Source organism: Azospirillum canadense (assembly GCF_025961225.1).
GTDB classification, from domain to species: domain Bacteria; phylum Pseudomonadota; class Alphaproteobacteria; order Azospirillales; family Azospirillaceae; genus Azospirillum; species Azospirillum canadense.
In genome coordinates this window covers 636332-661976 of the sequence record NZ_JAOQNG010000001.1, presented here as the reverse complement: position 1 = coordinate 661976, position 25645 = coordinate 636332, and the positions used below count along the sequence as shown (strand labels likewise).

General features: G+C 67.9%; 25 protein-coding genes. 17 read left to right on the top strand and 8 right to left on the bottom strand.

The window, feature by feature from the left end; genetic code table 11:
• Positions 1–129 precede the first annotated feature (129 nt).
• The gene (locus tag M2351_RS03145; protein WP_264654697.1) at positions 130–1143 is read right to left on the bottom strand and encodes a DUF6352 family protein; all 1014 of its coding nucleotides are present in this window, start codon (positions 1141–1143) and stop codon (positions 130–132) included.
• A gap of 73 nt (positions 1144–1216) precedes the next feature.
• Positions 1217–2161: an alpha/beta fold hydrolase gene (locus tag M2351_RS03140; protein ID WP_264654696.1), complete on the bottom strand. Its 945-nt coding sequence runs from the start codon at positions 2159–2161 to the stop codon at positions 1217–1219.
• A 150-nt stretch (positions 2162–2311) separates the two neighbouring features.
• Here M2351_RS03140 and M2351_RS03135 point away from each other — a divergent pair, with 150 nt between their 5' ends.
• On the top strand, positions 2312–3043 hold the full coding sequence (locus tag M2351_RS03135) for a septal ring lytic transglycosylase RlpA family protein (RefSeq protein WP_264654695.1): 732 nt from the start codon (positions 2312–2314) through the stop codon (positions 3041–3043).
• A gap of 20 nt (positions 3044–3063) precedes the next feature.
• Here M2351_RS03135 and M2351_RS03130 read toward each other — a convergent pair whose 3' ends face one another.
• Positions 3064–3885 (bottom strand): SDR family NAD(P)-dependent oxidoreductase, encoded by an 822-nt coding sequence (locus tag M2351_RS03130; protein WP_264654694.1) that lies wholly within the window; start codon positions 3883–3885, stop codon positions 3064–3066.
• 531 nt (positions 3886–4416) lie between these two features.
• Between M2351_RS03130 and M2351_RS03125 the strand changes: the two genes are divergently transcribed.
• The 10 genes from M2351_RS03125 to M2351_RS03080 all read left to right on the top strand — a co-directional run bounded on the left by M2351_RS03125 (position 4417) and on the right by M2351_RS03080 (position 14807).
• Positions 4417–4863, top strand: coding sequence for a MaoC family dehydratase (locus M2351_RS03125; protein ID WP_264654693.1), 447 nt, complete (start codon positions 4417–4419; stop codon positions 4861–4863).
• Positions 4864–5031: 168 nt separating this feature from the next.
• On the top strand, positions 5032–5973 hold the full coding sequence (locus M2351_RS03120) for a bifunctional riboflavin kinase/FAD synthetase (protein ID WP_264654692.1): 942 nt from the start codon (positions 5032–5034) through the stop codon (positions 5971–5973).
• Positions 5974–6006: 33 nt separating this feature from the next.
• Positions 6007–6183 carry a hypothetical protein gene (locus M2351_RS03115; RefSeq protein WP_264654691.1) on the top strand — a complete coding sequence of 59 codons (177 nt, stop codon included), beginning with the start codon at positions 6007–6009 and terminating at the stop codon, positions 6181–6183.
• A 68-nt stretch (positions 6184–6251) separates the two neighbouring features.
• Entirely contained in the window at positions 6252–6734 is a 483-nt protein-coding gene (locus M2351_RS03110) for a DUF29 domain-containing protein (protein WP_264654690.1), read from the top strand.
• Positions 6735–6818: 84 nt separating this feature from the next.
• Entirely contained in the window at positions 6819–7517 is a 699-nt protein-coding gene (locus M2351_RS03105) for an orotate phosphoribosyltransferase (protein ID WP_264654689.1), read from the top strand.
• Between the two features lie 207 nt (positions 7518–7724).
• Positions 7725–10580, top strand: a complete 2856-nt coding sequence (gene ileS / locus M2351_RS03100; RefSeq protein ID WP_264654688.1) for an isoleucine--tRNA ligase — start codon at positions 7725–7727, stop codon at positions 10578–10580.
• 151 nt (positions 10581–10731) lie between these two features.
• Positions 10732–11235, top strand: a complete 504-nt coding sequence (gene lspA, locus M2351_RS03095; RefSeq protein ID WP_264654687.1) for a signal peptidase II — start codon at positions 10732–10734, stop codon at positions 11233–11235.
• 65 nt (positions 11236–11300) lie between these two features.
• The gene (locus M2351_RS03090; RefSeq protein WP_264656829.1) at positions 11301–11894 is read left to right on the top strand and encodes a DUF3035 domain-containing protein; all 594 of its coding nucleotides are present in this window, start codon (positions 11301–11303) and stop codon (positions 11892–11894) included.
• An 80-nt stretch (positions 11895–11974) separates the two neighbouring features.
• Complete coding sequence (locus M2351_RS03085) at positions 11975–13357, top strand: M16 family metallopeptidase (RefSeq protein WP_264654686.1); 1383 nt, start codon at positions 11975–11977, stop codon at positions 13355–13357.
• A 1-nt stretch (position 13358) separates the two neighbouring features.
• Complete coding sequence (locus M2351_RS03080; protein WP_264654685.1) at positions 13359–14807, top strand: M16 family metallopeptidase; 1449 nt, start codon at positions 13359–13361, stop codon at positions 14805–14807.
• A 46-nt stretch (positions 14808–14853) separates the two neighbouring features.
• On the opposite strand, the gene M2351_RS03075 is transcribed toward M2351_RS03080, so the two are convergent.
• On the bottom strand, positions 14854–15048 hold the full coding sequence (locus M2351_RS03075) for a hypothetical protein (RefSeq protein WP_264654684.1): 195 nt from the start codon (positions 15046–15048) through the stop codon (positions 14854–14856).
• A gap of 148 nt (positions 15049–15196) precedes the next feature.
• Between M2351_RS03075 and pgi the strand changes: the two genes are divergently transcribed.
• Positions 15197–16840 (top strand): glucose-6-phosphate isomerase, encoded by a 1644-nt coding sequence (gene pgi, locus M2351_RS03070; RefSeq protein ID WP_264654683.1) that lies wholly within the window; start codon positions 15197–15199, stop codon positions 16838–16840.
• Positions 16841–17132: 292 nt separating this feature from the next.
• Positions 17133–17255 carry a hypothetical protein gene (locus tag M2351_RS03065; RefSeq protein WP_264654682.1) on the top strand — a complete coding sequence of 41 codons (123 nt, stop codon included), beginning with the start codon at positions 17133–17135 and terminating at the stop codon, positions 17253–17255.
• A gap of 87 nt (positions 17256–17342) precedes the next feature.
• Here M2351_RS03065 and M2351_RS03060 read toward each other — a convergent pair whose 3' ends face one another.
• On the bottom strand, positions 17343–18788 hold the full coding sequence (locus tag M2351_RS03060) for a hypothetical protein (RefSeq protein WP_264654681.1): 1446 nt from the start codon (positions 18786–18788) through the stop codon (positions 17343–17345).
• A 351-nt stretch (positions 18789–19139) separates the two neighbouring features.
• Between M2351_RS03060 and M2351_RS03055 the strand changes: the two genes are divergently transcribed.
• Entirely contained in the window at positions 19140–20318 is a 1179-nt protein-coding gene (locus tag M2351_RS03055) for a hypothetical protein (RefSeq protein WP_264654680.1), read from the top strand.
• A 70-nt stretch (positions 20319–20388) separates the two neighbouring features.
• Positions 20389–22272, top strand: a complete 1884-nt coding sequence (gene mutL, locus M2351_RS03050) for a DNA mismatch repair endonuclease MutL (protein WP_264654679.1) — start codon at positions 20389–20391, stop codon at positions 22270–22272.
• Between the two features lie 46 nt (positions 22273–22318).
• Here the strand turns inward: mutL and M2351_RS03045 are convergent, their stop codons facing one another.
• Positions 22319–22792: a winged helix-turn-helix transcriptional regulator gene (locus M2351_RS03045; protein WP_264654678.1), complete on the bottom strand. Its 474-nt coding sequence runs from the start codon at positions 22790–22792 to the stop codon at positions 22319–22321.
• A gap of 120 nt (positions 22793–22912) precedes the next feature.
• Here M2351_RS03045 and M2351_RS03040 point away from each other — a divergent pair, with 120 nt between their 5' ends.
• The gene (locus tag M2351_RS03040) at positions 22913–23632 is read left to right on the top strand and encodes a hypothetical protein (protein WP_264654677.1); all 720 of its coding nucleotides are present in this window, start codon (positions 22913–22915) and stop codon (positions 23630–23632) included.
• A gap of 25 nt (positions 23633–23657) precedes the next feature.
• Here M2351_RS03040 and M2351_RS03035 read toward each other — a convergent pair whose 3' ends face one another.
• Together M2351_RS03035 and M2351_RS03030 are read right to left on the bottom strand one after the other, a co-directional pair.
• Positions 23658–24290: a YitT family protein gene (locus tag M2351_RS03035; RefSeq protein WP_264654676.1), complete on the bottom strand. Its 633-nt coding sequence runs from the start codon at positions 24288–24290 to the stop codon at positions 23658–23660.
• 150 nt (positions 24291–24440) lie between these two features.
• A complete protein-coding gene (locus tag M2351_RS03030) occupies positions 24441–25169 on the bottom strand; it encodes a Crp/Fnr family transcriptional regulator (RefSeq protein ID WP_264654675.1) in 729 nt (242 codons plus the stop codon).
• A 155-nt stretch (positions 25170–25324) separates the two neighbouring features.
• Between M2351_RS03030 and M2351_RS03025 the strand changes: the two genes are divergently transcribed.
• Entirely contained in the window at positions 25325–25576 is a 252-nt protein-coding gene (locus tag M2351_RS03025; RefSeq protein ID WP_264654674.1) for a hypothetical protein, read from the top strand.
• Positions 25577–25645: the final 69 nt, after the last annotated feature.

Below are 25645 nucleotides of genomic sequence, written 5' to 3'. Positions count from 1 at the left end.
GCACTCCATCTCCAGTGATGAAGGCGCTCCCCAACCGCCACTCGATGATGATGGCCGGGCGGTGCATCGCCACCCGGTCCGTGTCAGGGACCTAGGGCCACCGGCCCCACGGGCAAGGGCCCCCGGCCGTCAGCTCCGCTCGGCGAGCGGCAGGTTCACCAGCAGGTTCTGCGGCTTCAGGCGCAGCTTGCGGTCGGCGCCCATGGCCATGGCCAGATAGACCGGCCGGCCGGCAAGGTCGGCGCGCATGGCCGCGGGGTCGGCGAACTCCAGCCGGAACAGGGACAGCACGCGGGCCAGCCGCTCCTCAGTCACCTCCGCGCCGTTGTAGAGGTCGTTCAGGATGGCGGTCGCCTCGGCGTCGAGCCCGACGTGCCAAACCCAGCGCTCGTCGCTGATCCGCTGCACAGGGTGGATGGCGACCTTCACCCCCAGGAAATGGGCCACCCAGGACTCCAGCACGCGGCTCAGCGCGTCCAGCCCGGCGGCGGCGAAGGTGACGTCCAGCACCGTGTCATGCGCCGACTCGCGGTCCCAATACTGCCCGTGATTGGTCTCGTCCAGGATGTCCATCTCGACGGAGCGCGGCGCGGTTCCCGCCTCCACCACCAGCCGGCCCAGGCTTCCGAAGCCACCGGTGGCGGACAGCATCTCCACCGTCTCCGCGTCGGCCAGCCGAACGCGCCCGCCCTCGACCGACACCGCCTGTTGCCGGAAGAACAGCTCACCGGCCCGCGCGCGCAGTCCCGACGGCGTCTCGTCCAGGATGCCGCGCAGGATGACGTGCGCCAGCTGGTCGATGAACAGGCCCGGCACGCCGCGCGCGCCCTCGCGGAACAGGCGCAGATAGCAGCCCTCGACCGTCCCGGCGGCGAGCAGCCGGTCGCGGAAGCCCAGCCAGACCGCCCAGTTCTCCCGCGCGTCCGCGTCGGCGAGATCCTCCACCATGCCCGGCGGCACGGGGCGCGTCGGGTCGTCCAGCAGGCCGGCGTAGAGCGTGTTCTCGGTGTCGCAGGCTTCCTCGGGCGGGCGCATCTCCGGCCGCATCAGGTAGGCGCGCAGGAAGTCCGGCGTGACGGCGAGCCGCCCGTCGGCGTCGCGATCCAGCAGGTGGTAACCGGACTCTCTCCAGAAATCGGGCATGGGGTGGTGGACCTTGAAAGCAGACCGAATGGGTACGGATTTATAAGCGCAAAGGCCGGCCGACGTTCAACACTCAAAGCCCCACCGTGGCGAGGAACGCGTCGATGTCCGCCCACACACGGTCGCGGATCGCGTCGCGCTCCATCAGCAGCTCGTGCTTGGCGTCCGGATATTCCTTCAGCGTCGCGTTGGGCAGGCGGGCGGCGACCAGCCGGTGTGAGTCGGAGCGCACGATGGCGTCCTTCGGCGCGCTCAGCAGCAGCACCGGGGTCGTCACCCGCCCCAGCGGCAGGCCGCGCAGCAGCTGGTCGGACGCGCGCAGCGCCGCCCGCACCCAGCCGAAGCTGACTCCGCCCAGCCGAAGCTCCGGCCGGTCGCGGAAGGCGTCGTGGAACACGGCGTAGCGCCGCGCGTCGGAGGTGATCGGGTTGGCCGGGGTGAACAGCCCCTCCGCCGGCTTGTAGTCGCCCTGGCCGAAGGCGTATTCGCGCGCCCGGCCGCGGGCGCACAGCTGCTCGGCCAGCCACACCGCCAGCGGGCGCGGCACCGGGCCGGTGAAGATGTCGTACATCGGCGCGGTGACGATCGCCGCCTTGTACCAATCCGGGTGGCGCGCCACCTCCAGCGTCGCGACCAGCCCCCCCATGGAGTGGGCGAGCAGGACCAGCGGACTCCCCCCGGCTGCCGGCCGCACCACGCGCTCGATCACCGCGTCCAGGTCGTCGGCCAGCGTGTCGAAGCTGTCCAGGTGGTGGATCTGCGGGTTGGCGAGCGGCCGGTCCGACAGGCCCTGGTTGCGCCAGTCGAAGGCGAAGACCTCGAAACCGCGGTCCAGCAACTCCCCGGCCGTCTCCGCATACTTCTCCACGAACTCCGACCGGCCGGTCAGCAGCACGACCGTGCCGCGCGCGGGTGTGACAAAGGATGGCCAATGCGCGGTGCGCAGCCGAGTCCCGTCGTCCAGGGTCAGCCAGCCGAACAGCGGGTCCGAGCGCAGATCCGCCAGGGTTTCGGCCATGATGTCGCTCCGTCTGGTTGGCGCTGCGATTGAAGCATTGCGGGCCGGTCAGGTCCACCCCGCCCGGCCGTTCATCCTCCGCTCCTTATCCCTATGCCGGAACACCCTCCCCCGCTGTGCGTTTCCAAGACCGTTGGGAGGTACTGACATATGCACATTCCGCGTACTCTGTTCGTGGCGCTTTGCGCGCTGACCCTCACCCTTCCGGTGATCGCCACACCGGCCCACGCCCAGCCAAGCGGGACGACCCACAGCTTAAAACCCGCCGAGCCCAAGTCTCACTCCACATTCCACAGGGGCAAGCCGCACGCGGCCAAGTCGGCCGCCGCCCGGCACCACAGCGCCAAGAGCGCGAAGGTCGTAAAGGCCAAAGGCGAAAAGGCGAAGGTCCCGCCCGTCGCCGTCGAACGCACGGAAAACGGCGAGCCCGTCATCGTCCATGAGGGCGAGGCCTCCTTCTACGGCAGCGACTTCCACGGCAAGAAGACGGCCAGTGGCACGCCCTTCGACCAGAACAAGCCGACCGCCGCCTCGCGCGAGCTTCCGCTCGGCACCAAGGCCACGGTGACCAACCAGGAAAACGGCAAGAAGGTCGAGGTCATCGTCAACGACCGCGGCCCCTATGTGGACGGGCGGGTGATCGACCTGTCGAAGAACGCCGCCAAGAAGCTGGACATGATCGACGACGGCGTCGCCCCGGTCCGCGTGGAGGCCAAGCCCTCCGAGCAGCCAACCGAGGCCGTGAAGGAAAAGGTCGAGGCCAAGGCCGAGAAGGCGGACAAGACCCAGACTGCTGAAAAGCCGGCCGCCGAGAAGCCGGCCAACACCCAGGCCGGCGCCTCGGGCGACCAGCCCGCGACCGGTTCGGGCAGCAGCGAGTAATCCCGTCTAAACCCGCCGGATCAGGCCCGTGGCGGCGGCCGGAAGCCCCGGCCGGCCCGCTGGCCCCGGTCGAAGGCGGCGAGCAGGGCGCTCAAGCCGCCCGACGCCGCGTGGCGCGACCACAGGAAGGGGCGCAGCACGTTGCGGGTGCCGAACCCGTGCACATGCACCGTGCGCCGCCCCAGCGCGTGCAGCCCCTCGCGCGCCACGTCCATCGGGTCGGCGGCGCCCGGCAGCGCGTTCAGGGCGAAACCGGCGCGCCGGCCGAAGTTGGTGCGGGTGGCGCCGGGGCACAGCACCAGCACGTCCACCGGCTTGCGCCGCAGCTCCGCCGCCAGCGCCTCACCATAGGCCAGGACGAAGCTTTTGCTGGCGCTGTAGGTGGCCAGGAACGGCACCGGCTGGAAGGCGGTGGTGCTGGACACCAGCAGAAGCCCGGCGCGCCGGTCGTCGCGGGCAGCGCGCTCGATCATGCCCGGCAACAGGGCGCGGGTCAGCACCGTGGTCGCCACGACGTTCAACTCCACGGTGGAGCGCTCGAACTCCGGCGTGTTCTCGATGACGGCGCCGAAGGAGCCGACGCCGGCGTTGTTGACCAGCAGGTCGATCTCCAGCGCCTCCGCCTTCAGGATCAGGGCGTTGCGCCCCTCGTCGGTGGTCAGGTCGGCGGCCAGCACCTCCACCCGGCGGCCGCCGGTTTCCAGTTCCGTTTTCAGGCCGTTCAGCGCCTCCGCGTTGCGGGCAGTCAGAAGCAGGTTGGTGTCGGCCGGCAAGGCGCGGGCGAAGCAGGCGCCGATGCCGGAAGATGCGCCGGTGACCAGCGCGAAGCGGTGGGCCATCATGGGTCGGGACTCCGTCGCCGGGGGTGTCGCTTGTGACGGTTGGTCGGTGTTTAAGGAAGTCAACCCGGCTGGCCGGAACCGGCCCTTCGCCGCCGCACCGCAGCGCACATCTATTGTGCGTATGCAAACGAATGGTGGCGAGTAATGCGCAAAGGTTTGAGACGAAATGACGGAGATCGCAACGGCACGACCGGAAGTGGTCCGGGCGCCGTTGCGACAATCCGCCGCACCATGGAAGCCCGCCGCTCTTGCCCGCATCCTTCGCTAAGTGATTGTGCCGCATGGTGTTGCAGCAGAAGGCCGTCGGATTGAAATAGCCTTTGGCAACGGGAATCGCAGCGCGCCCTCGCCCGATCTATCGCGCAAGTGTCACACAAGTCGAGAAGGCCGCCGCCTCTTTCGAAGGCGCCTTAGAGATTTTTTCATTTTTTCGGGCGAGTCGTGTTGCCATGATGTGGTTGCAGTGCATATATCGCGCCGCACCATACGTGTTGCCGCGCCCACCCGGCGCCTGATGAGAGGGACCGCGTCATGGACGATGTTCGCCAGATCAAGGACAACGAGGGCCACTGCATCGAGGATCTCACCGTCGGCATGACGGCGTCCTTCGCCAAGACCGTCACCGAGGCGGACATCGTGCTGTTCGCCGGCATCTCCGGCGACACGAACCCGGTCCACCTGAACCAGGAATACGCCAGCGGCACCATGTTCCAGGGCCGCATCGCCCACGGCATGCTGAGCGCCGGCTTCATCTCCGCCGTGCTGGGCACCAAGCTGCCGGGCCCGGGCTGCATCTACATGTCCCAGAACCTGAAGTTCAAGGCGCCGGTCCGCGCCGGCGACACGGTGACCGCCCGCGCCACCGTGACCGAGCTGATCCCGGAAAAGCGCCGCGTCGTCGTCCGTACCGTCTGCACGGTGGGGCAGACGGTGGTGATTGAGGGCGAGGCGCTGCTGATGGTCCCCTCCCGCGGCTGACCGCCTCCGGGATTGCCTTTTTCCATCGAAATGTATTGATGCGAGCCGGTGCGTAGACCACGCGCCGGCTCCGTTCTATATAGTCGCCCAAGGCATTGGCCCGCCCACCGGCGGGCCGCCGTCGTTTCGGGGGCCGAAGACGGCCCGCAGAGATCAGGGCGTGCACGCATGCGATTGTTCCGACACACCGCCGACCTGCCGGCCGACGCCCGAGGGGCAGTCGTCGCGCTGGGCAACTTCGACGGGGTGCACCGCGGTCACCAGGCGGTGATCGGCACCGCCCAGCGGATCGCCCGCGACCTCGGCGCGCCGTCGGCGGTGCTGACCTTCGAGCCGCACCCGCGCTCCGTCTTCCGGCCGGCCGACGCGCCCTTCCGCCTGTCGCCCTTCCGCGTGAAGGCCCGCCACATCGAGGCGCTGGGCGTGGACCTGCTGTTCGTCTGCCATTTTGACGACAGCTTCCTGCACAAGTCGGCCGAGGCCTTCATCGAGGACGATCTGGTGCGGGGCCTGGGCGCGCGGCACGTCGTCTGCGGCTACGATTTCCTGTTCGGCCACGGCCGCCGCGGCGACCCGGCCCTGCTGAAGCAGGCGGGGCTGCTGCACGGTTTCGGCGTGACGGAGGTCGGCACGATCGCCGACGAGGCCGGCGGCGTCTACTCCTCCACCCGCATCCGCAACGCGCTGGTCGCCGGCAACCCGCGCGAGGCCGCCCGCCTGCTGGGCTCCCCTTGGGAGATCGAGGGACGCGTGGAGCATGGCGACCACAAGGGCCGCACCATCGGCTTCCCCACCGCCAACGTGGAGCTGGCCGACTACCTGCGCCCGGCCTTCGGCGTCTACGCGGTGCGGACGGGCGTCGACCATGGCCTGGACACGGTCTGGCGCGACGGCGTCGCCAACCTGGGCCGCCGCCCGACCGTCGGTGGCACGGTGGAGCGGCTGGAGACGCACCTGTTCGACTTCGACGGCGACCTCTACGGCCAGCACCTGCGCGTTCAGCTCATCGACTTCTTGCGCCCGGAGCGCAAGTTCGGCAGCTTCGCCGAGCTGAAGGACCAGATCGTCCAGGACGCCGCCGCCGCGCGGGCCGTGCTGGCGAAGGGCTGACCGGCCCAAAAAGATAGAAGAGGGAAGGAAGCGATGGAGCGCGTGATCCTGCTGCTGTTCATCCTGAACCAGGGCGGCCCGACCACCATCGACTTCGACACGCTGGACCAGTGCAAGGCCGCCGAACCGGTCATCACGCAGGTCTACCGCGAGATGACCGGCAACACCGTGCTGACCCGCTGCATCCGCCTGAACCTGCCGGCGAAGTGATGCGGCGCCCGGTGGACAGCCCGCGCCGTCCACCGTTATCCTGATTCCAAGCAATCGCGAGGGTCGCCATGCCCGACGGCCGCCTCTACGACACCGACTGGTACGCCTGGACCCAGGAGCAGGCCTCCGCCCTGCGCCGGATGGCGGAGACGCGCGTCAACTCCGAGCTGGACCTGGAGCACTTGGCGGAGGAGGTCGAAAGCTTGGGCCGCAGCGAAGAAAACGCACTCGACCGCGCCCTGACGCGGGTGATCGAACACCTTCTCAAGCTGGAACAGTCGCCGGCGGTCGAGCCCCGCAAGAAATGGCGCCTGAGCGTGATCGAACACCGCAACCGTGCCCAGAAGGCTGTCCGGAAGAGCGGCACTCTGAAGCGACTCCTGCCGGACCTGCTTCCCGACGCTTGGAGCGATGGGCGGAAACTGACGGCATCGGCCCTGGAACTGTTCGACGACGTGCCGGCCGACGCATTGCCCGCGGAATGCCCCTACACGCTCGACCAGATCCTGGACGACGCGTTCTTCCCGGCCAACCGGCACGGGCTGGACTGAGCGGCCCAGCCCCACCCCATTGCGATTCGGCCGCCGGGGGGCTACACACGGGGCAGATTGACCCTGCCCGGGAGCCGTTCCTCCATGACCACCGCGTCCGCCGCACTTCCTGATCGGGAAACCATCGCCGCCACCGCGGCCAAGATCCTGCTGGAGATCAAGGCGCTGCACTTCAACGCCGACCAGCCCTTCATCTTCACCTCCGGCTGGGCGAGCCCGGTCTACACCGACTGCCGGCGCATCGTGTCCTTTCCGCGCGCCCGCAAGGCGCTGATGGACTTCGCCGTCGCGACCATCCTGCGCGAGATCGGCTACGAGAGCATCGATGCGGTGGCCGGCGGCGAGACGGCGGGCATCCCCTTCGCGGCCTGGATCGCCGAGCGGCTGGAATTGCCCATGCAGTATGTCCGCAAGAAGCCCAAGGGCTTCGGCCGCAACGCCCAGATCGAGGGCCTGCTGGCCGAGGGGCAGCGCGTCATCCTGGTCGAGGACCTGGCGACCGACGGCAAGAGCAAGGAGAACTTCGTCACGGCGCTGCGCAACGGCGGTGCGGTGGTGACCGACAGCTTCGTGATCTTCCACTACGGCATCTTCCCGCAGTCGAAAACCAACATGGAGAAGATCGGCGTCCGCCTGCACGAGCTGTGCACCTGGTGGGACGTGCTGAAGGTCGCCCGCGACAACCAGTATTTCGACGCCAACACGCTCTCGGAAGTCGAGAAGTTCCTGAACGACCCGGTGAGCTGGTCCGCCGCCCATGGCGGCAAGTCCAGCTTCGACTGAGGCACGGCAACGGGCACCACGCCTTGACCGCACCGCACACACGGCTAATATCCGCGCCATGACGTTCTCGGCGTGGGTCATGACGCGCACGGCGCGAATTACCAACCCGGCCTCCTGAGGGGGGCCGGGACTGCCTTCATGCGTGTGTCGGGGGCCTGACCGCCGCCGCCCGACGGTTCTGCTCCAGGTTTCAGGAAACACCCCCCGATGACCCGCGACTACAAGTCCACCGTCTTCCTTCCGCGCACCGACTTCCCCATGCGCGGCGGCCTGCCGACCAAGGAACCCGAACTGCTGAAGCGCTGGGAGGAGATGAGCCTCTTCCAGCGGCTGCGCGACACGGCCAAGGGTCGGGAGAAGTTCATCCTCCACGACGGCCCGCCGTATGCCAACGGCAACATCCACATCGGCCACGCCGTCAACAAGGTGCTGAAGGACGTCATCGTCCGCTCGCGCCAGATGCAGGGCTTCGATTCCAACTACGTGCCCGGCTGGGACTGCCACGGCCTGCCCATCGAGTGGAAGATCGAGGAGAAGTACCGGGCCGAAGGCAAGGACAAGGACCAGGTTCCGCTCAACCAGTTCCGCGCCGAATGCCGCCAGTTCGCCCAGAAGTGGGTGGACATCCAGGCCGGCGAATTCCGCCGCCTGGGCGTGGAAGGCAACTGGGCCGACCCGTACCTGACCATGACCCTGCCCGCCGAGGCGCAGATCGTCCGCGAGATCCACAAGTTCGCCATGAACGGCGGCCTCTACAAGGGCGCCAAGCCGGTCATGTGGTCGGTCGTGGAGAAGACCGCGCTGGCCGAGGCGGAGATCGAGTACCACGACCACACCTCCACCACCGTCTTCGCGCGCTTCGCCATCTGGGGCTCGCCGACGCCGGAGGTTGACGATGCCAACATCGTCATCTGGACGACCACGCCCTGGACGTTGCCGGGCAACCGCGCCATCGCCTATGGCGACGACATCGAATACGCCGTCTACAAGGTGCTGGCGGTCGAGGAGGGCAGCCTTGCCCAGGTGGGTGAGCGGCTGGTCATGGCCACCGCGCTGGCCGAGAGCGTCTTCAAGGAAGCGAAGATCGCCGACGCGCGCCAGTTGCACAAGTTCCCCGGCTCGCGTCTGGCCGGCGGCTATTGCCACCACCCGCTGACCCGCGGCGGCTACGACTTCAAGGTGCCGCTGCTGGCCGGCGACTTCGTCACCACCGACGCCGGCACCGGCTTCGTGCACATCGCACCGGGCCACGGTGAGGACGACTTCCACCTGGGCCAGGCCAACGGCATCGAGGTGCCGCAGACGGTGGGCGAGGACGGCCGCTACTACGACCATGTCCCGATGTTCGCGGGACTGCGCGTCTACACCGCCGAGGGCAAGCCGGGCGAGGCCAACGGCGCCGTGCTGAAGGCCTTCGCGGAGGTCGGCGCCCTGCTCGCCAAGGGCAAGATCAAGCACAGCTACCCGCACAGCTGGCGCTCCAAGGCCCCGCTGATCTTCCGCACCACGCCGCAGTGGTTCATCTCCATGGAGACGAACGACCTGCGCAAGGTCGCCCTGCAGGCCATCTCCGACACGACGTGGTTCCCCGCCCAGGGCGAGAACCGCATCCGCTCGATGATCGAGCAGCGGCCGGACTGGTGCATCAGCCGCCAGCGCGCCTGGGGCGTGCCGATCGCGCTGTTCGTCCGCAAGGACACCGGCGAGATCCTGCGCGACGCCGACGTCTTCACCCGCATTGCCGACGTCTTCGAGAAGGAAGGCTCCGACGCGTGGTTCGCCCGCCCGGCGCAGGACTTCCTCGGCAACGCCTACCGCGCCGACGACTACGAGCAGGTCAAGGACATCGTGGACGTGTGGTTCGAGTCCGGCTCGACCCACGCCTTCGTGCTGGAGCAGCGGCCGGAGCTGAAGTGGCCGGCGTCGCTGTACCTGGAAGGCTCCGACCAGCACCGCGGCTGGTTCCACTCCTCGCTGCTGGAAAGCTGCGGCACGCGCGGCCGCGCGCCCTACGACGCGGTGCTGACGCACGGCTTCACGCTCGACGAGCAGGGCCGCAAGATGTCCAAGTCGCTGGGCAACGTCGTCGCCCCGCAGGAGGTCTGCGACAAGTACGGCGCCGACATCCTGCGCCTCTGGGTGGTCAGCACCGACTACACCGAGGACCAGCGCATCGGGCCAGAGATCATCAAGTATCAGGCCGACCACTACCGCCGCCTGCGCAACACGCTGCGCTATATCCTGGGCGCCTTGGCCGACTACACCCCGGCGGAGCGCATCGCCGTGGCGGAGATGCCGGAGCTGGAGCGCTGGGTCCTGCACCGCCTGTCGGAGCTGGACGCGCTGGTCCGCGCGAAGATCGAGGCCTACGACTTCCACGACCTGTCCGTGGCGATCCACAATTTCTGCGCCGTGGAGCTGTCGGCCTTCTACTTCGACGTCCGCAAGGACAGCCTCTATTGCGACGCGGTCGGCTCGGTCCGCCGCCGCTCGGTCCGCACGGTGATGGAGCATCTGCTCTCCACCCTGACCGCCTGGCTCGCACCGATCCTCTGCTTCACCGCGGAGGAGGCGTGGCTCGCCCGGCCGGAGGGGCTGCAAGGCGTCGAGGGCTGGACCGAGGAGAGCGTGCACCTGCGACTCTTCCCGGCCATCCCCGCCGACTGGCGCAACGACGATCTGGCCGCCAAGTGGGAGGCGATCCGCAACGTCCGCCGCACCGTCACCGGTGCGCTGGAGTTGGAGCGCGCCAACAAGAAGATCGGCTCGTCCCTCCAGGCCGAACCGACCGTCTATGTGGACGCGGCGACCAAGGCCCTGCTGGCCGACGTCGACTTCGCGGAGATCTGCATCACCTCGCAGATCGAGGTGACGGAGGGCAGCGCTCCGGAAGGAGCGTTCGTCCTTCCGGACGTCGCCGGCATCGCGGTGGTCCCCGGCCTCGCCGACGGCGGCAAGTGCGAGCGCTGCTGGCGCGTCCTGCCGGAAGTCGGCACGGACAGCACTCACCCGACGCTGTGCCTCCGTTGCGCCGAAGCCGTCGAGGCCGAGCCGGCGTTTTAACCTCTATCCCCTCTCCCCTCTGGGGAGAGGGTTAGGGTGAGGGGGGCTCGCAACTCCCTCACGTCCGGCACAAGCGCAACCCCCTCACCCCGACCCTCTCCCCCCATTCATTTGGTAGGGCGGGGAGAGGGGGAAGGAGAAAGAGCCCCTCATGAGCACCCTCTCCGCGTCCGGAACCCGCAGCTTCACGGTCTTCGGACTGCTCGTCGCGGCGGTGGTGGTCGTCCTCGACCAGCTCACCAAATGGTGGATCCTCGACGTGGTCATGCAGCCCTACCCGCACGTCGTCGAGGTCACGCCCTTCTTCAACCTCGTGATGGCCTGGAACACCGGGGTCAGCTTCGGCACCTTCGGCAGCTCCCACGCCTTCATGCCCTACGTGCTGAGCGCGGTGGCGCTGGCCATCGTGGTGGCGATGCTGCTGTGGCTGCGCCAGGCAGAGCGGCGCTTCGTGGCGCTGGCCATCGGGATGGTCATCGGCGGGGCCATCGGCAACGTCATCGACCGCTTCCGCTTCGGCGCGGTCGCCGACTTCCTCGACTTCCATGTCGGCGGGTGGCATTTCTGGGCCTTCAACGTCGCGGACAGCGGAATCAGCGTCGGAGTCGCCCTTCTGGTCATCGACGGGCTGTTCGCCGGCCGCGAAAAGTCGTAATAGATCACGCGACGGAGCCGCTATAAGGGATGCGGCCTGATAGACGACGGGACTTGATCGTGACGATGTTCTCCACCGCCTCCTCCGCCCTGCGGCGCAGCCGGGCCCCGATGCTGGGTCTGGCACTCGTCGCGCTGGCGCTCGCCGGCTGCTCGGACGTGCGCCGCTCCATCGGCCTCGACCGCCAAAGCCCGGACGAGTTCTCCGTCGTGTCCCGCGCGCCGCTCACCCTGCCGCCGAGCATGAGCAACCTGCCGCCGCCCCGCCCCGGCGCGCCCCGCCCGCAGGACGCCACCGCCACCTCCGTCGCCGCAGCCAGCGTGTTCGGCGGCACCTCGCGCGCCCTGGCGACGGCCGGCGGCGGCGCCAAGTCGGCGGGCGAGAACGCCCTGATCGCCCAGGCCGGCGCCAAGAGCGGCATCGAGCCGGGCATCCGCAACAAGGTCGACCAGGAGACGACGCAGCTGATCGTCGCCGACAAGCACTGGATCGACACGCTGCTGTTCTGGCAGACGCAGGAGCAGCCCTTCTCCGTCGTGGACCCGAAGAAGGAATCGCAGCGCCTGCGCGAGGCCCAGGCCCAGGGCAAAGCGCTCAACGACGGCGTCACCCCGACCATCGAGCGCAAGCGCAAGGCGCCGTTGGAAGGATTGTTCTAAGCGGCCCGCCGCACCATTATCCAGGGGGCGCTCCTCGGCCGGGGAGCGCCCCTTTTCTTTTCCCGGAAGCGAGAGGCACCATGTCCGCCGCCACACGCCTCCTGCGCCGCCTCGCCGCGGCGGGAGCGCTCGCGATAGCCGCCCCCTTGGCGCTCGTCCCAGCCAGCCCCGCCCTCGCGGTCGAAAAGGGCGTCTTCTTCCCCGAGACCTTCACCCTGTCCAACGGCATGCAGGTGGTGGTGGTCACCAACCGCCGCGTGCCCGTGGTGACCCACATGGTCTGGTACCGGGTGGGCGCCGCCGACGAGGAGCGCGGCGTCTCCGGCATCGCCCATTTCCTGGAACACCTGATGTTCAAGGGGACGGACGCGGTGCCCGCCGGCGCCTTCTCGCGCATCGTCGCCAAGAACGGCGGGCGCGACAACGCCTTCACCTCCTGGGACTACACGGCCTATTACCAGAACGTCGCCCGCGACCGGCTGGAGTTGGTCATGAAGATGGAGGCCGACCGCATGTCGAACCTCCGCCTTACCGACCAGGTCGTCTATCCGGAGCGCGACGTCATCATCGAGGAGCGCCGCCAGCGCATCGAGAACGAGCCCGCCGACCGCATCGGGGAGCAGATCAACGCCACCCTCTACGTCCACCACCCCTACGGCACCCCGGTGATCGGTTGGCCGCAGGAGATGTCGACCCTGACGCGGGAGGAGGCGGAGCGCTTCTACAAGACCTGGTACACGCCCAACAACGCGATCCTGGTCGTCTCCGGCGACGTGTCGGCGGAGGAACTGAAGCCGCTGGCCGAAAAATACTACGGCGCCATCCCCGCCCGCCCGGTGCCGGAGCGCACCCGTGTGCAGGAGCCGCCGATCAGCGCCGCCCGCCGCGTCATCCTGCGCGACGACGAGGTGCGCCAGCCCTCCATCCGGCGCAACTGGCTCGCCCCCTCCTACCGCACGGACAAGGAGGGCTACGCCTACCCGCTGGAGGTCCTGTCGGAGATCATGAGCGGCGGCCCGACCTCGCGCCTCTACCGCAGCCTCGTGGTGGACCAGAAAGTGGCCACCTCCGCCTATCTCGGCTACAGCCCGTCGGCCTGGGACCTGTCCAGCATCGGCGCCGGCGCCACCCCTGCGGCCGGCGTTCCCATGGACAAGCTGGAAACGGCGCTGGAGGCCGAGATCCGCAAAGTTGTCGAAAAGGGCGTGACGGAGGAGGAGGTCGCCACCGCCAAGAAGCGCATGCTGGCGGAGGCCGCCTACGCCCGCGACAGCCTGACCGGCCCCGCCCAGGCGCTCGGCGCGGCCCTCGCCACCGGCCAGACCATCGACGACGTGGAGAACTGGCCCGTGCGCATCGACGCGGTGACCGCCGACCAGGTGAACGCCGCCGCCCGCGCCATTCTGGGCAAGACCAACCACGTCACCGGCTTGCTGCTGCCGCTCCAGGACAAGGGAAGCTGAGATGAACGCGCACGCTCGCCAAGCGACCCCCACCCCGACCCTCCCCCGCTGGGCGGGGGAGGGGGAGAAGGCGCTTCCCACTCCCTCCCCCGCCCAGCGGGGGAGGGTCGGGGTGGGGGCAATACTCCCCATCCTCGCCCTCCTCCTGACGGCCTTCACCGCCTTCCCCTCCCACGCCATCGAGATCAAGCGCGTGGTCAGCCCCGGCGGGATCGAGGCTTGGCTGGTGGAGGACCATAAGAACCCGATCATCGCGCTGGAATGGGCGTTCGAGGGCGTCGGCGCGGCCGATCCCAAGGGCAAGGACGGGCTCGCCAACCTCGCCGCCCGCACGCTGGACGAGGGCGCGGGGCCCTACGACAGCCAAGCCTTCGCGGCAAAGCTCCAGGACAACGCCATTGGCCTCGGCTTCGACGCCGGGCGCGACGCCTTCACCGGCAACCTGCGCACGCTGAGCGACCGCCGCGACGAGGCCGTCGAACTGGCCCGCCTGTCGCTCAACGAGCCGCGCTTCGACCCGGAGGCGGTGGAGCGCATGCGCGCCGCTGTGCTGTCCAGCCTGCGCCGCGACCAGGCCGACCCCAGCTACGTCGCGCGGCGGCTGTTCTACGCGACCGCCTACCCCGGCCATCCCTACGGCGACGAGATCCGCGGCACGCTGGAGACCCTGCCGACCATCGGGCCGGACGACCTGCGTACCTTCGTGAAGACCCAGTTCGGCCGCGACCGGCTGCTGGTCACCGCCACCGGCGACATCACGCCGGACGACCTCGGCCGCGCGGTCGACCGCATCTTCGGCGCCTTGCCGGCCAAGGCCACGCTGCCCACCGTCACGGATGCCGAGCCGAAGGGCCTGGGCGAGACGCTGGTCGCCACGCGCCCGACCGCCCAGACGGTCATGCTGATGGGCCAGCCCGGCATCAAGCGCGCCGATCCGGACTGGTACGCCGCGACCGTGATGAACTACGTCCTGGGCGGCGCCGGCTTCGGCTCCCGCCTGATGGAGGAGGTGCGCGAGAAGCGCGGCCTCAGCTACGGCGTCTACAGCTATCTGATCTCGCTGGACCACACCGCGCTGGTCATGGCCGGCGGCAACACGGTGAATGCCAAGGCCGGCCAGGCGCTGGACATCATGCGCCAGGAATGGAAGCGCATGGCCGAGGGCGGCGTCACCGACCAGGAACTGGCCGACGCCAAGACCTACCTGACCGGCAGTTTCCCGCTGCAGTTCAGCAGCACGCAGGCCATCGCCCGCATCCTGCTGTCGGTCCGCCGCGACCGTCTGGGCATCGACTATCTCGACAAGCGCGACGCGCTGATCAACGCCGTCACGCGCGACGACGTGCAGCGCGTCGCCAAGCGCCTGCTCGACCCCGCGCGCCTCCTGACCGTCCTGGTCGGCCGCCCCGAAGGCGTCACCGCCACCAAGACCATCGACGGCGGGAGCTGAGGGCAAATCACCTCTCTCCCGCCTCCGGCGGGAGAGAGGTTTCCCCTCACGCCAAGTCCGGCTGGCTCCCCGGGAACCTCGGATCCCCCGGCTCCACCGGCCGCCCGGGCACCTTGCCGGGAATGATCCCGATCTGGTCCGGCCGGTCGTCTTCCCGCCGTTCCTCTTCCGTCGGTTCGGGCGGAATTCCCGTGGGTTCCGCCGGCCTTGGATCGTCGATACGCTCTTTCGGTTCGGTCATCGCTGTCCTCCTGTCCCGAAAAGAACACAGGCGGGCCTATGCGGGTTTCCTATCCCTTCATAGGCGTTCAATGCGCCGCTTTGGCGCGTACCCTGCCCGCGCCGTTTGATGCTAGGCTCCGCGCACGCGTAAAGGAGGCAAAAGCCCAATGTCAGCGCTCACCCGTTCGCCCGCCTGGGAAGCCCTGGTCCGTCATCGCGAGGACTCCGCGTCGCTGCACATGCGCGACCTGTTCGCCGCGGACCCGGACCGTTTCGCCCGCTTCTCGCTGGAAGCCTGCGGCCTGCTGTTCGATTATTCGAAAAATCGGATCACCGAGGAGACGCGCACCCTCCTGCTCGACCTCGCCCGCCAGCAGCGGGTGGAGGATTGGCGCGACCGCATGGTCTCGGGCGACAAGGTCAACATCACGGAGGACCGCGCGGTCCTGCACACGGCGCTGCGCAACCGCTCCAACACGCCCGTGCTGGTCGACGGCCAGGACGTGATGCCGGAGGTCAACGGCGTGCTCCACCGCATGGAGCGCTTCGTCAAACAGGTGCGCGACGGCGCCTGGACCGGCTACACCGGCCACCCGATCACCGACATCGTGAACATCGGCATCGGCGGCTCCGACCTCGGCCCGGTGATGGTGACGGAGGCGCTGAAGCCCTACCTGCACCCGCAGATCGGCGTGCATTTCGTCTCCAACGTGGACGGCACCCACATCAGCGAAACGCTGGAGTGGCTGGACCCGGAGACGACCCTGTTCGTCGTCGCATCCAAGACCTTCACGACGCAGGAGACGCTGACCAACGCCCACACCGCCCGCCGCTGGTTCCTGGAAACCGCCGGCGACCCGGCCCATGTCGCCAAGCATTTCGTCGCCGTCTCCACCAACGAGGCGGAGGTGAAGAAATTCGGCATCGACCCGGCGAACATGTTCGGCTTCTGGGACTGGGTCGGCGGCCGCTATTCCCTGTGGTCGGCGATCGGCCTGCCCATCGCGCTCGGCATCGGCATGGACCGTTTCTACGAGCTGCTGGCCGGCGCCCACGCCATGGACGAGCATTTCCGCACCGCGCCGCTGGAGCGCAACATGCCCGTGCTGATGGGCATGCTGGGCGTCTGGTACGTGAATTTCTGGGGCGCGCAGGCGCACGCCGTCCTGCCTTACGACCAGTACATGCACCGCTTCCCCGCCTACCTCCAGCAGCTGGACATGGAGAGCAACGGCAAGTCGGTGGACCGCAACGGCAACCGCGTGCACTACGCCACCGGCCCCATCGTCTTCGGGGAGCCCGGCACCAACGGCCAGCATGCGTTCTACCAGCTGATCCACCAGGGCACCTCGGTCGTCCCAGCCGACTTCCTGGCCCCGGTGGAGACGCACAACCCCATCGGCGACCATCACCGCATCCTGCTGTCGAACTTCTTCGCCCAGCCGGAAGCGCTGATGCGCGGCAAGACCGCCGACGAGGTGCGGGCGGAGATGGCCAAGTCCGGCAAGTCTCCGGAAGCGATCGACGCGCTGGTCCCGCACCGCGTGTTCGAGGGCAACAAGCCGTCCAACAGCATCCTGTTCAAGAAGCTCGACCCCCGCACGCTGGGCGCGCTGATCGCGCTGTACGAGCACAAGGTGTTCGTGCAGGGCATCGTGTGGAACATCAACAGCTTCGACCAGTGGGGCGTGGAACTGGGCAAGCAGCTGGCCGGCAAGATCCTCCCCGAGCTCCAGGACGGCCCGACCGCGGCGCTGACCCACGACAGCTCCACCAACGGCCTGATCAGCTGGTACCGCAAGACCCGCTGAGCGCTTTATCCCCCCTCTCCCAGCCCTGCTGGGGGAGGGGATTAACAAACCCCTTGCACGGCACGCCCCTTCGGCGTACCGTCCGCGCCATGAAGCTCGTGCGCCCCGCCTCTTCCGCCCTTCTGGGCCGATTTTGGTACCGCTGGTACACACCGGCGGCCTAGGCAGCGTACGTACGCGATGCACCCAAAGCCGCCCGACCAGAGGCGGCTTTTGTGTTTTCAGCACCCGGTGCACGCACAGTCCCGCCAGATGGTCGAAGCGGCCTCCCTTACAAACCGGAGGTCACACCATGTCTGATTTCGATTTCGACGTCGTCACCGGCCCGTCCCAGGCCAGCTGCCCCGCCGCCCCCGCCGAGCCGGAAGCGGAGGACGAAGCGCTTCCCGTGAAAGCTGAAGTGTCGGCGCGATGAGCGTCGGCGTGATCGGCCGGCAACCGAACGCCCTCCCCCGGCTTTTGCCGGAAGGAGGGCGCCGGAAGGAAACCGCGACGCTCGCGTTTACGTCGGCACCGGCGCGAAGCCGATGTAGCCGGCGCTGGCGTCGAAGAAGTAGTTGTAGCAGTTCAGCACGTTGATCCCGGTGTTCACGAAAAGCTGAGGTGTGTCGGTCGAGGTCCCGGTGGAACCCGTGCCAGAAGAGCCAGTGGCCGTGGATATGGTCGTGGACGCCTGGATGACTCCGACGCTGGCGGGCTGCGCCGGCGAGGTCGGACCGCCATTCGATGTGCCGAGCGCCACCACCGAGTACTGGCTGCTCGTCCCCGCCGACGTGGTGGTCGACGACGTCTGGGCATTGATCGTGAAGGTGTAGGACATGATCGCCGCAGACGTCGATCCGGGGATCGCGACGGTGACTTCGTAACTGGCGAGATTGCTCGCCATGGTCGCGCCGGTGCTGTCGTTGATGATCATCGTGTTGATGCCGGTGTCGAGCAGCACGCCCGTCGTATAGGTGGTGCTGGGCGGCGTGGCGCTCTTGTCGGCAAGGGTGATCGACCCGGTCGCGGTTTCCCAAAAGGTGATCGCGGCGGGCGGCGGTGGCCAGTTGCCGGGTGTCGGAACCGGTGTCTGGGAACAGGAGCATTTGCTGCCGCTGGCGGGCGTGGGCGTCGTGGCGTTGAGCACCCCCGGCTGGGGGTTGGCCTCCGTCAGCTTGGCGAGCGTCCCGCCGTAGCTGGACGAGGAAAACGTCTCGCAGGTGACGCCCAGGGTGATGTAGCCGGTGTAGACGCCCAACTTACCATTGTAGTTTACCGCGGTCACAGTCCCTTGCGACGTCGCGCTCCCCTTCGACGACAGAATGTAGGAGGGATAGAGCGACACCGAATTGCTGCTGGCGTGCAGGAACGGATTGCTGAGCGTGTAGACCGTGTCGGTTGTCCCGCCGGTTTGGGTGGGGCTCGCCGAATAGCCGTTCACATAGCCGTCCGTCGATCGCCCGAACCCGACTCCGAACATACCGAAGCCCGCGCTCACCGGCACCATCGGCACCCCCGTGCCGCTTCCGGTGCCGGAAGACGCCGTGCTGTCGGATCCGGTGGATTGGGCCGGCTCCGAGGAGCACTGGATGCCGAACACGACCACCGGCCCGATTTCGCACGCGTAGGTCGCGGTGGAGCCGCTGCCCGACAGCAGGCCCAGACTCATACTCTTCACCAGGTAATAATAGCCGTACTGCGTGTCGCCCTTGGGGTAGTAGGTGATCTGCGCCGGGCCAAGACAGGTGACGCCTGGGAGCGGAGTGCCGGTCGAGGTGGTCAGGTACGAGGCGGGGATGACGATTCCGGTCGATCCCGTGTCCACCAGCACATTGAGCGCGTCTCCGCTGGGCGTCCCGATGATCACGGACATGGAGCCCGAGCCCGTCGCCGGGTCGAAATCGACGGCGCTCAAAGGAATATCGACCGGCGCCGCGCAGGTCGTGGTCCCAGACGTTGCAGCCATAATAGCCTCCGGAATATTTTTGATATATGCCTTTCGTTATATGGATAATCCGCAACCGTAAAGCGGCAAAATACGACAAATTTACTCACATTGGGTGCCGCGAGATTTCCGCACACAAGTGAATGTTGCATTTTCCGAAGGCGCCGGCCAAGTCCTCGCGGGGGATCGGGGCCGGTCCACGGCGCCACGGATGACCGCGCAATCCCCCGCATCCGGAATGGACGCACAAGCCACCCAGCGGGTGGGGCGTACCCGCCCGATCCTCCAAATCGGTGCAATCCTCCATGGCGCAGCCTGCCCTCCACCGTCAGGCTTTTTCGCGGAAAAGCCCCCGCACGCGTGGAGACGCCGATGCCCGTTTTGAAGTTCATCGAGGCTGATGCGGCCAAGGTCATCCTGGCGCAGGCGAAGCCCAAGAACCTGTCCTTCGGCGGCGGGAAGCTGAACATCGTCATCGGCATCGATTTCGATAAAGAATTCATCGAAAAGCTGCAGGACGACCCGCTGTCCTGGCAGAAGCTCCAGGACGCCGCTTCCGACGCCTACAAGGCCTTCATCGACGACGCGGTGGCAGAGGTCACCAAGACGGACAAGGCGATCGCCAAGCTGGTCGGCGACGCCGCCATGCAGAAGGCCGCGGCCGACGTCTGCTTCGCCGGCCTGAAGATGAAGGCCAACAGCCTGACCAAGGACGTCGATGCCGGCGTCAAGAAGGCCTGGGCGCAGATCATCAAGACCAACAAGGACTACAGCAAGTACAAGTGGCGGGCGGCGGTCCGCGTCGGCCTTCAGATCGGCGGCGTGGTCATCTCGGCGGCCGGGGTCGGTGGTGCGGTGGCGACCGGCGGCCTGTCGGCGGTGCTGGGCATCTACGGCCTGATCAAGGGCTGCCTGGGCCTGTTCAAGGAACTGGGCAAGCTGTGGCTGTCGGCCGAGAAGTTCCGCATGGCGATCAACGGCCAGGTCACCAAGCTGGTGAAGGCCTACAACGCCAACAAGGCGCACACGCGCAACGCGTCGGACACCGGCAAGGCCCTGATCAACACCATCTTCGCAACGGAGCTGGCGACGATCAACAAGTGCCAGGGCGACGTGAAGCAGTACCTGAGCAAGCTGGACGGCGTGGACGTGAAATCCCACGAAATCTCGCGCGAGCTTGGCAAGGTGCTGACCAAGCTCGACAAGGCCATGAAGGACCTGAAGACCGTCTCGCGCAACAACAAGACCCTGTCCACCTCGCTGACCAAGCTCGAAGCCCAGATCAACGACCTGATCACCAAGATCGTCGCCAAGCAGGAGATGATCAACGAGGGCCGCGACTGGGCGGAGCGGATGGACTCCGCGCTGGAGCTGCTGAACGCCGGCAAGCCCGGCTGGCTGAAGGTGTTCGAGAAATCCTTCGTCCTGATCGACCTCGGCCTGTCCTTCAACGAACTGTCCGGCCAAGCCGACAAGGTCGTGGAAATCGCCTGGACCGCCGCCCAGGCCGCCGAGGAACTCTACGACGACATCCAGGAAGCGGTGGCCTGAGCGGGATCAAAGACGCCGCCACCCTCCGCGCGTGGTGGTATTCCGTCCGCCAGCCTACTATATTTGGGCCATGCCGATCCGCATGCTGCCCGATACGCTCGTCAACCGCATCGCCGCCGGCGAGGTGATCGAGCGGCCCGCCGCCGCCGTCAAGGAACTGGTGGAGAACGCCATCGATGCCGGGGCCGCCCGCATCGACGTGGTCGTGCGCGACGGCGGCAAGACGCTGATCACCATCACCGACGACGGCTGCGGGATGGGTCCGGACGAACTGGCCCTGGCGGTGGAACGCCACGCCACCTCCAAGCTGCCGTCGGACGACCTGCTGGACATCCGCTCCCTGGGCTTCCGGGGGGAGGCGCTGCCCTCCATCGGCGCGGTCAGCCGGCTGACGCTGACCAGCCGGCCGCGCGGCGCCGACAGCGCCTGGGCGCTGACCGTGGACGCCGGGCTGAAGGGCGCGCCGCAACCGGCCGCGCTGGTCCAGGGCACCCGTGTGGAGGTGCGCGACCTGTTCGCCGCCGTGCCGGCGCGCCTGAAGTTCCTGAAGGCGGCGCGGACCGAGTTCGACCACATCGCCGACTGCATCGAGCGGCTGGCCATGGCCCACCCCGGCGTGGCCTTCACGCTGGATGGCGACAACCGCTCTGCGCTGCGCCTGTCCGCCGCCCAGGGCGACCTGCTGGACGCGCGGCTGACCCGGCTCGGCGCGCTGATGGGGCGCGACTTCCAGGACAACGCCGTGCCGGTGCAGGCGGCGCGCGAGGGCGTGACGCTGGCCGGCTGGATCGGGCTGCCCACACTGCACCGCCCCACCGCGCGGCACCAGCACCTGTTCGTCAACGGCCGCCCGGTGCGCGACAAGCTGATGGTCGGCGCCGTGCGCGCGGCGTACGCCGATTTCCTGCCGCGCGACCGCCACCCGATGCTGGCCCTGTTCCTCGACCTCGACCCGCAGGAGGTGGACGTCAACGTCCACCCGGCCAAGGCGGAGGTGCGCTTCCGCGACCAGGGGCTGGTGCGCGGGCTGATCGTCGGCGCGCTGAAGCACGCGCTGGCCGAGGCCGGGCACCGCGCCTCCACCACCGTGGGCCTCGCCACCCTCGGCGCCCTGCGGCCGGAGGCGGCCGACGATCCGGCGGCCGGCCCAGCGCAATCCCCCCTGCCCTACCGCAACCCGGTGCAGAGCTGGGGCGGCAGCTACGGCTCCGTCGTTCCGCGCGGGCTCGCCGACCGGGCCGCCGCGTTCCAGGCGCCGCACGCCACGCCGCTGCCGCCCCTGCAAGGGCGCCTCGCCGGCTGGCAGGCGGCGCCGGCCGCGCGTCCGCCGGAGTATGGCGCCCCGGCCGCCGCCAACACTCCGCCGCTGGAGACGCACCCGCTGGGTGCGGCCCGCGCGCAGCTGCACAACACCTACATCGTCGCCCAGACGGCCGAGGGCATCGTCATCGTGGACCAGCACGCCGCCCACGAACGGCTTGTCTACGAGCGGATGAAGACCGCCCTGCTGGAAGGCGGCGTGAAGCGCCAAGCCCTGCTGATCCCAGAGCTGGTGGAGCTGGACGAGCCCTCCGCCAACCGCCTGCTGGGCCGATCCGCGGAGCTGGCGGAGCTTGGGCTGGTGGTGGAGGGCTTCGGCCCCGGCTGCGTCCTGGTGCGCGAGGTGCCGGCCCTGCTCGGCCAGAGCGACGTGAAGAGCCTCGTCCGCGATCTCGCCGAGGAGTTGGCGGAGCTTGGCGACGCCCTCTCCCTCAAGGAAAAGCTGGAGGACGTCTGCGGCACCATGGCCTGCCACGGCTCCGTCCGCGCCGGCCGGTCCTTGAGCGTGGAGGAGATGAACGCCCTGCTGCGCCAGATGGAGGCCACCCCGCACAGCGGCCAGTGCAACCACGGCCGCCCGACCTACGTGGAGCTGAAGCTCGCCGACATCGAGCGGCTGTTCGGGCGGCGGTGAGTTCGACCAGTACGCGGCCGCCCGCCTCCCGATGGCCGCAGCCGCGTCAGTTCCCTGCGCGGCTTGATCCCGAAGGTTTCGGAGCAACCCGGAAATTGCCGGGACCGAGAACCCGGCCGTCCTGCGCCAGCAGCCGCAGTTTGGTGAGCGGTTGCCCGTTCGGCGTGTCGACCATGGCGACGTTCAGCTCTCCCGGTTCGAAGCAGTTTTCCTCACCCCATTGCCAGAGCGCGATCAGGACGATGTAGAGCTGCTCTCCCTTCGCGGTGAGCACATAGCGGTGGCTGAGCGCGGACTCGGGATCGGGCTCGATCGTGAAGATGCCCTCCTCCACGAGTTTCTTCAGACGGCTCGATAGAATGTTTTTGGCGAGCCCCAAGCTTTTCTGGAACTCGCCGAAGCGCTGCTTGCCGCCGAACGCTTCACGCACGATGAGCAGCGACCACCAATCGCCGATGATCTGAAGGGCACGCGCGATCCCGCAGTTTGCCTGCCCCAGGTCGGTGCGCTTCCCCTTCATTCGGCTCTCCCTTTGCGGCGGCGAACAAGGTTGCAAAGTTAGACCACTCCGGATACGGTGTCGAGGGGTTGCAAATTTAAACCATATCGACCGGTACGACGCCTGAAACGGAGATCCGCAATGAATGACTTGGTGGAGCTTGCTGTCGCCGCTCATGGGGGCTGGGATCGCTGGCGGACGCTCAAAACGCTCACCGCGCACGTCTCGATCGGCGGCGGCCTTTGGCAATTGAAGGGCTGGCCGGACGTGTTCAAGGACGCGCGGGTTTCGATCGACCCTCACAGGCAGCACACCGAGTATTCGCCGTTCGTCGAGGCCGGTCGTAACACGGTCTTCGAGCCGGCACGGACCGCGATCGTGACCGACGGCGGCGGGATCGTCGAGAAGCGTGAGCAACCGAGGATGGCGTTCGAGGGTCATGGCCTGACGACGCCGTGGGACGCCCAGCACCTGATCTATTTCACCGGTTATGCGATGTGGACGTATCTGACGACGCCGTTCCTGTTCAAACTGCCGGGTTTCCAAACCGAAGAAGTCGAGCCTTGGGTGGAGGATGGCGCGACGTGGCGCCGGCTGAAGGTGACCTTCCCATCGAACATCGAAACCCACTCGACCGAGCAGACGTTCTACTTCGACTCCCTCGGGATTTTGAAGCGCCATGACTACAGCGCCGACGTCATGGGCGGAACGTCGAGTGCCAACTACGCGATGGAACCCAAAGCGTTTGATGGTCTCGTCTTCCCGACGAAACGCCGCGTTTACGCGATCGACGAGAACAACCGGCCACGGCGCGAGCGTGTGGCGGTGGCCATTGACGTCCTCGGCATCGACGTGGCGTGACTCGTCGTTCGCTCGCCTCCCGGCGTCAGCTGACGCCGAGATAGCGGCCAGGCTTGTGGTTGATCGCCAGCAGCATGTTGACGATGGCCGCACCCAACACCGACAGCAGCAGCCGGTCGGTTTCCAGCACGAAGAAAGCGGCGGCCACGATCATCAGGTCGACGCCCAGCTGGAAATAGCCGGCCCGGACGCCGAAGCGCTCCTGCAGGTAGATCGCCAGGATGTTCAGGCCACCCAGCCCGGTGCGGTGGCGGAACAGCATCAGAAGGCCGCTCCCGCACAGGGCCCCGCCGATCACCGTCGCGTAGACGGGGTCGAGGTGGCTGAAGCCGATCCAGCTGTCCGTCATCCGCGAGAAGCCGGCCACCATGCCCACCGCGATGAAGGTGCGCAGGGTGAATTGCCAGCCCATGCGCTTCCACGCCAGCAGGTAGAAGGGCAGGTTCACCAGGAAGAACAGCGCCCCGAAGCCGAACGGCGTCACGTAGCTGAGCAGCAGCGCCGCCCCCGCGACGCCGCCGGTCAGCAGCATCGTCTTGCCGTAGATCGCCGTGCCCAGTGCGACGAACAGCGTGCCCATCAGCAGGGCGAGCGCGTCCTCGTACAGACGGTGACGCTCGGTCGCCGGTGGAAGGGCGGAAGTGGTCGCGGCGCTCATCGAAGGTCCGCGACGGTGGCGGAAGGCGGGGCGTCGTGCATCGTCGGTGGTCCGGTCGGCCTTCTGGAAGGGGTGACGGTCGGGTCGCGCGCGGATTGTAGCGGAAAAGCCGGCCGCGCGCCGCCATCGTGAACGCCATCCTGAGCCCCGTCACGGCGTTGGTTTCCGGGCCGGATCGCCATAGGCCTCCCCATTCGGGATAAGGCGGCGGAATTCGTCGCGGGTGATCCGGTAGCAATCGCACGCGACATCCTCCAGCCCGGCGGGATCGATGATCGTGATGCGTCCCCGCGTGTAGGCGATCAAGCCCGCGTTTTGCAGAAGCTTCGCCGTGACGGTCACGCCGGCCCGCCGCACGCCGAGCATGATGGCCAGATATTCCTGGGTGAGCGGAAAGTCGTCGCCGACGCGGTCGCGGCACATCAGAAGCCAGCGCGCGGCGCGCTCCTCGATGGTGTGCAGGCGGTTGCAGGCCGCCGACTGGGCGACCTGGTTGAAATGCGCCTGGGCGAACCGCAAGAGCTTGCCGCGAAGCGTGTCGCTCTGTCGAGCCGCCGCCTTGAACGCGGCGGACGGTATCCGCCAGCCGTTGCCCGGGATTTGGATGTCGCATTGGCACGGCATCCGGTCCGCTTCCAGCAGCACGGGCGTGCCGACCATCCCCTCGTTGCCGATGGTGCCGACTTCCACCGCGTCGCCATCCGGCAGGGTGTTGATCAGCGACGCGCACCCATGCTCGATGAAGTGGACGTGCGTAATGTCCTCGTCCGGCCTGATCAGCGTCAGCTTGTGCGGAAGGGCGACGGGCTCCAGGTGGGGCCGGATCAGGGGCTCCTCCGACGCCGAAAGGCTGCTGAGGATCAAATTGCGGCTCGCCATGGGGGGCTCCTCCGGCATTGGCGGGGATCGGATCCTCCTGTCAACAGGTCGTGCCCGCCAAACACCGGCTCCATCTGCGCGGTAGCGTACCGACCGTCGCCGCGGCACCCCCTATTCTGCATTATCGATGATCAGGAGGAGAGGCTGTCCCAATCATGGACGATCGGGAATATGAGTTTCTGAGGCGGCGGCACCATGACCTCATGCGGCGGGCGCAGGAGGCCATCGAGCAGGCCCGCCTCCTCCGCGAGACGGCCCGTATGGCCGCTCAGGAACGGCAAGCCCGCGGAGAGAAGACCCAGGGAGAGAACCGGTGTCCGAACGGGCGCAGGCGCAACGACGCGCCGGCCGAACCCGTTGCCGAGGACTGCCCCGCGGGCACAGCGAAGGCTGGGCAGCAAGGCTGACGGTGGCCGCGAGGGCGACAAACTCCTTGGAGACCGGATCACAAACCGGATAACGAAACCGACCCGCGC

Bases quoted from the DNA above. Each gene is read 5' to 3' on its own strand.
- M2351_RS03145 (WP_264654697.1), bottom strand. From the start codon at position 1,143: ATGCCCGATTTCTGGAGAGAGTCCGGTTACCACCTGCTGGATCGCGAC.
- M2351_RS03140 (WP_264654696.1), bottom strand. From the start codon at position 2,161: ATGGCCGAAACCCTGGCGGATCTGCGCTCGGACCCGCTGTTCGGCTGG.
- M2351_RS03135 (WP_264654695.1), top strand. From the start codon at position 2,312: ATGCACATTCCGCGTACTCTGTTCGTGGCGCTTTGCGCGCTGACCCTC.
- M2351_RS03130 (WP_264654694.1), bottom strand. From the start codon at position 3,885: ATGATGGCCCACCGCTTCGCGCTGGTCACCGGCGCATCTTCCGGCATC.
- M2351_RS03125 (WP_264654693.1), top strand. From the start codon at position 4,417: ATGGACGATGTTCGCCAGATCAAGGACAACGAGGGCCACTGCATCGAG.
- M2351_RS03120 (WP_264654692.1), top strand. From the start codon at position 5,032: ATGCGATTGTTCCGACACACCGCCGACCTGCCGGCCGACGCCCGAGGG.
- M2351_RS03115 (WP_264654691.1), top strand. From the start codon at position 6,007: ATGGAGCGCGTGATCCTGCTGCTGTTCATCCTGAACCAGGGCGGCCCG.
- M2351_RS03110 (WP_264654690.1), top strand. From the start codon at position 6,252: ATGCCCGACGGCCGCCTCTACGACACCGACTGGTACGCCTGGACCCAG.
- M2351_RS03105 (WP_264654689.1), top strand. From the start codon at position 6,819: ATGACCACCGCGTCCGCCGCACTTCCTGATCGGGAAACCATCGCCGCC.
- ileS (WP_264654688.1), top strand. From the start codon at position 7,725: ATGACCCGCGACTACAAGTCCACCGTCTTCCTTCCGCGCACCGACTTC.
- lspA (WP_264654687.1), top strand. From the start codon at position 10,732: ATGAGCACCCTCTCCGCGTCCGGAACCCGCAGCTTCACGGTCTTCGGA.
- M2351_RS03090 (WP_264656829.1), top strand. From the start codon at position 11,301: ATGTTCTCCACCGCCTCCTCCGCCCTGCGGCGCAGCCGGGCCCCGATG.
- M2351_RS03085 (WP_264654686.1), top strand. From the start codon at position 11,975: ATGTCCGCCGCCACACGCCTCCTGCGCCGCCTCGCCGCGGCGGGAGCG.
- M2351_RS03080 (WP_264654685.1), top strand. From the start codon at position 13,359: ATGAACGCGCACGCTCGCCAAGCGACCCCCACCCCGACCCTCCCCCGC.
- M2351_RS03075 (WP_264654684.1), bottom strand. From the start codon at position 15,048: ATGACCGAACCGAAAGAGCGTATCGACGATCCAAGGCCGGCGGAACCC.
- pgi (WP_264654683.1), top strand. From the start codon at position 15,197: ATGTCAGCGCTCACCCGTTCGCCCGCCTGGGAAGCCCTGGTCCGTCAT.
- M2351_RS03065 (WP_264654682.1), top strand. From the start codon at position 17,133: ATGTCTGATTTCGATTTCGACGTCGTCACCGGCCCGTCCCAGGCCAGC.
- M2351_RS03060 (WP_264654681.1), bottom strand. From the start codon at position 18,788: ATGGCTGCAACGTCTGGGACCACGACCTGCGCGGCGCCGGTCGATATT.
- M2351_RS03055 (WP_264654680.1), top strand. From the start codon at position 19,140: ATGCCCGTTTTGAAGTTCATCGAGGCTGATGCGGCCAAGGTCATCCTG.
- mutL (WP_264654679.1), top strand. From the start codon at position 20,389: ATGCCGATCCGCATGCTGCCCGATACGCTCGTCAACCGCATCGCCGCC.
- M2351_RS03045 (WP_264654678.1), bottom strand. From the start codon at position 22,792: ATGAAGGGGAAGCGCACCGACCTGGGGCAGGCAAACTGCGGGATCGCG.
- M2351_RS03040 (WP_264654677.1), top strand. From the start codon at position 22,913: ATGAATGACTTGGTGGAGCTTGCTGTCGCCGCTCATGGGGGCTGGGAT.
- M2351_RS03035 (WP_264654676.1), bottom strand. From the start codon at position 24,290: ATGAGCGCCGCGACCACTTCCGCCCTTCCACCGGCGACCGAGCGTCAC.
- M2351_RS03030 (WP_264654675.1), bottom strand. From the start codon at position 25,169: ATGGCGAGCCGCAATTTGATCCTCAGCAGCCTTTCGGCGTCGGAGGAG.
- M2351_RS03025 (WP_264654674.1), top strand. From the start codon at position 25,325: ATGGACGATCGGGAATATGAGTTTCTGAGGCGGCGGCACCATGACCTC.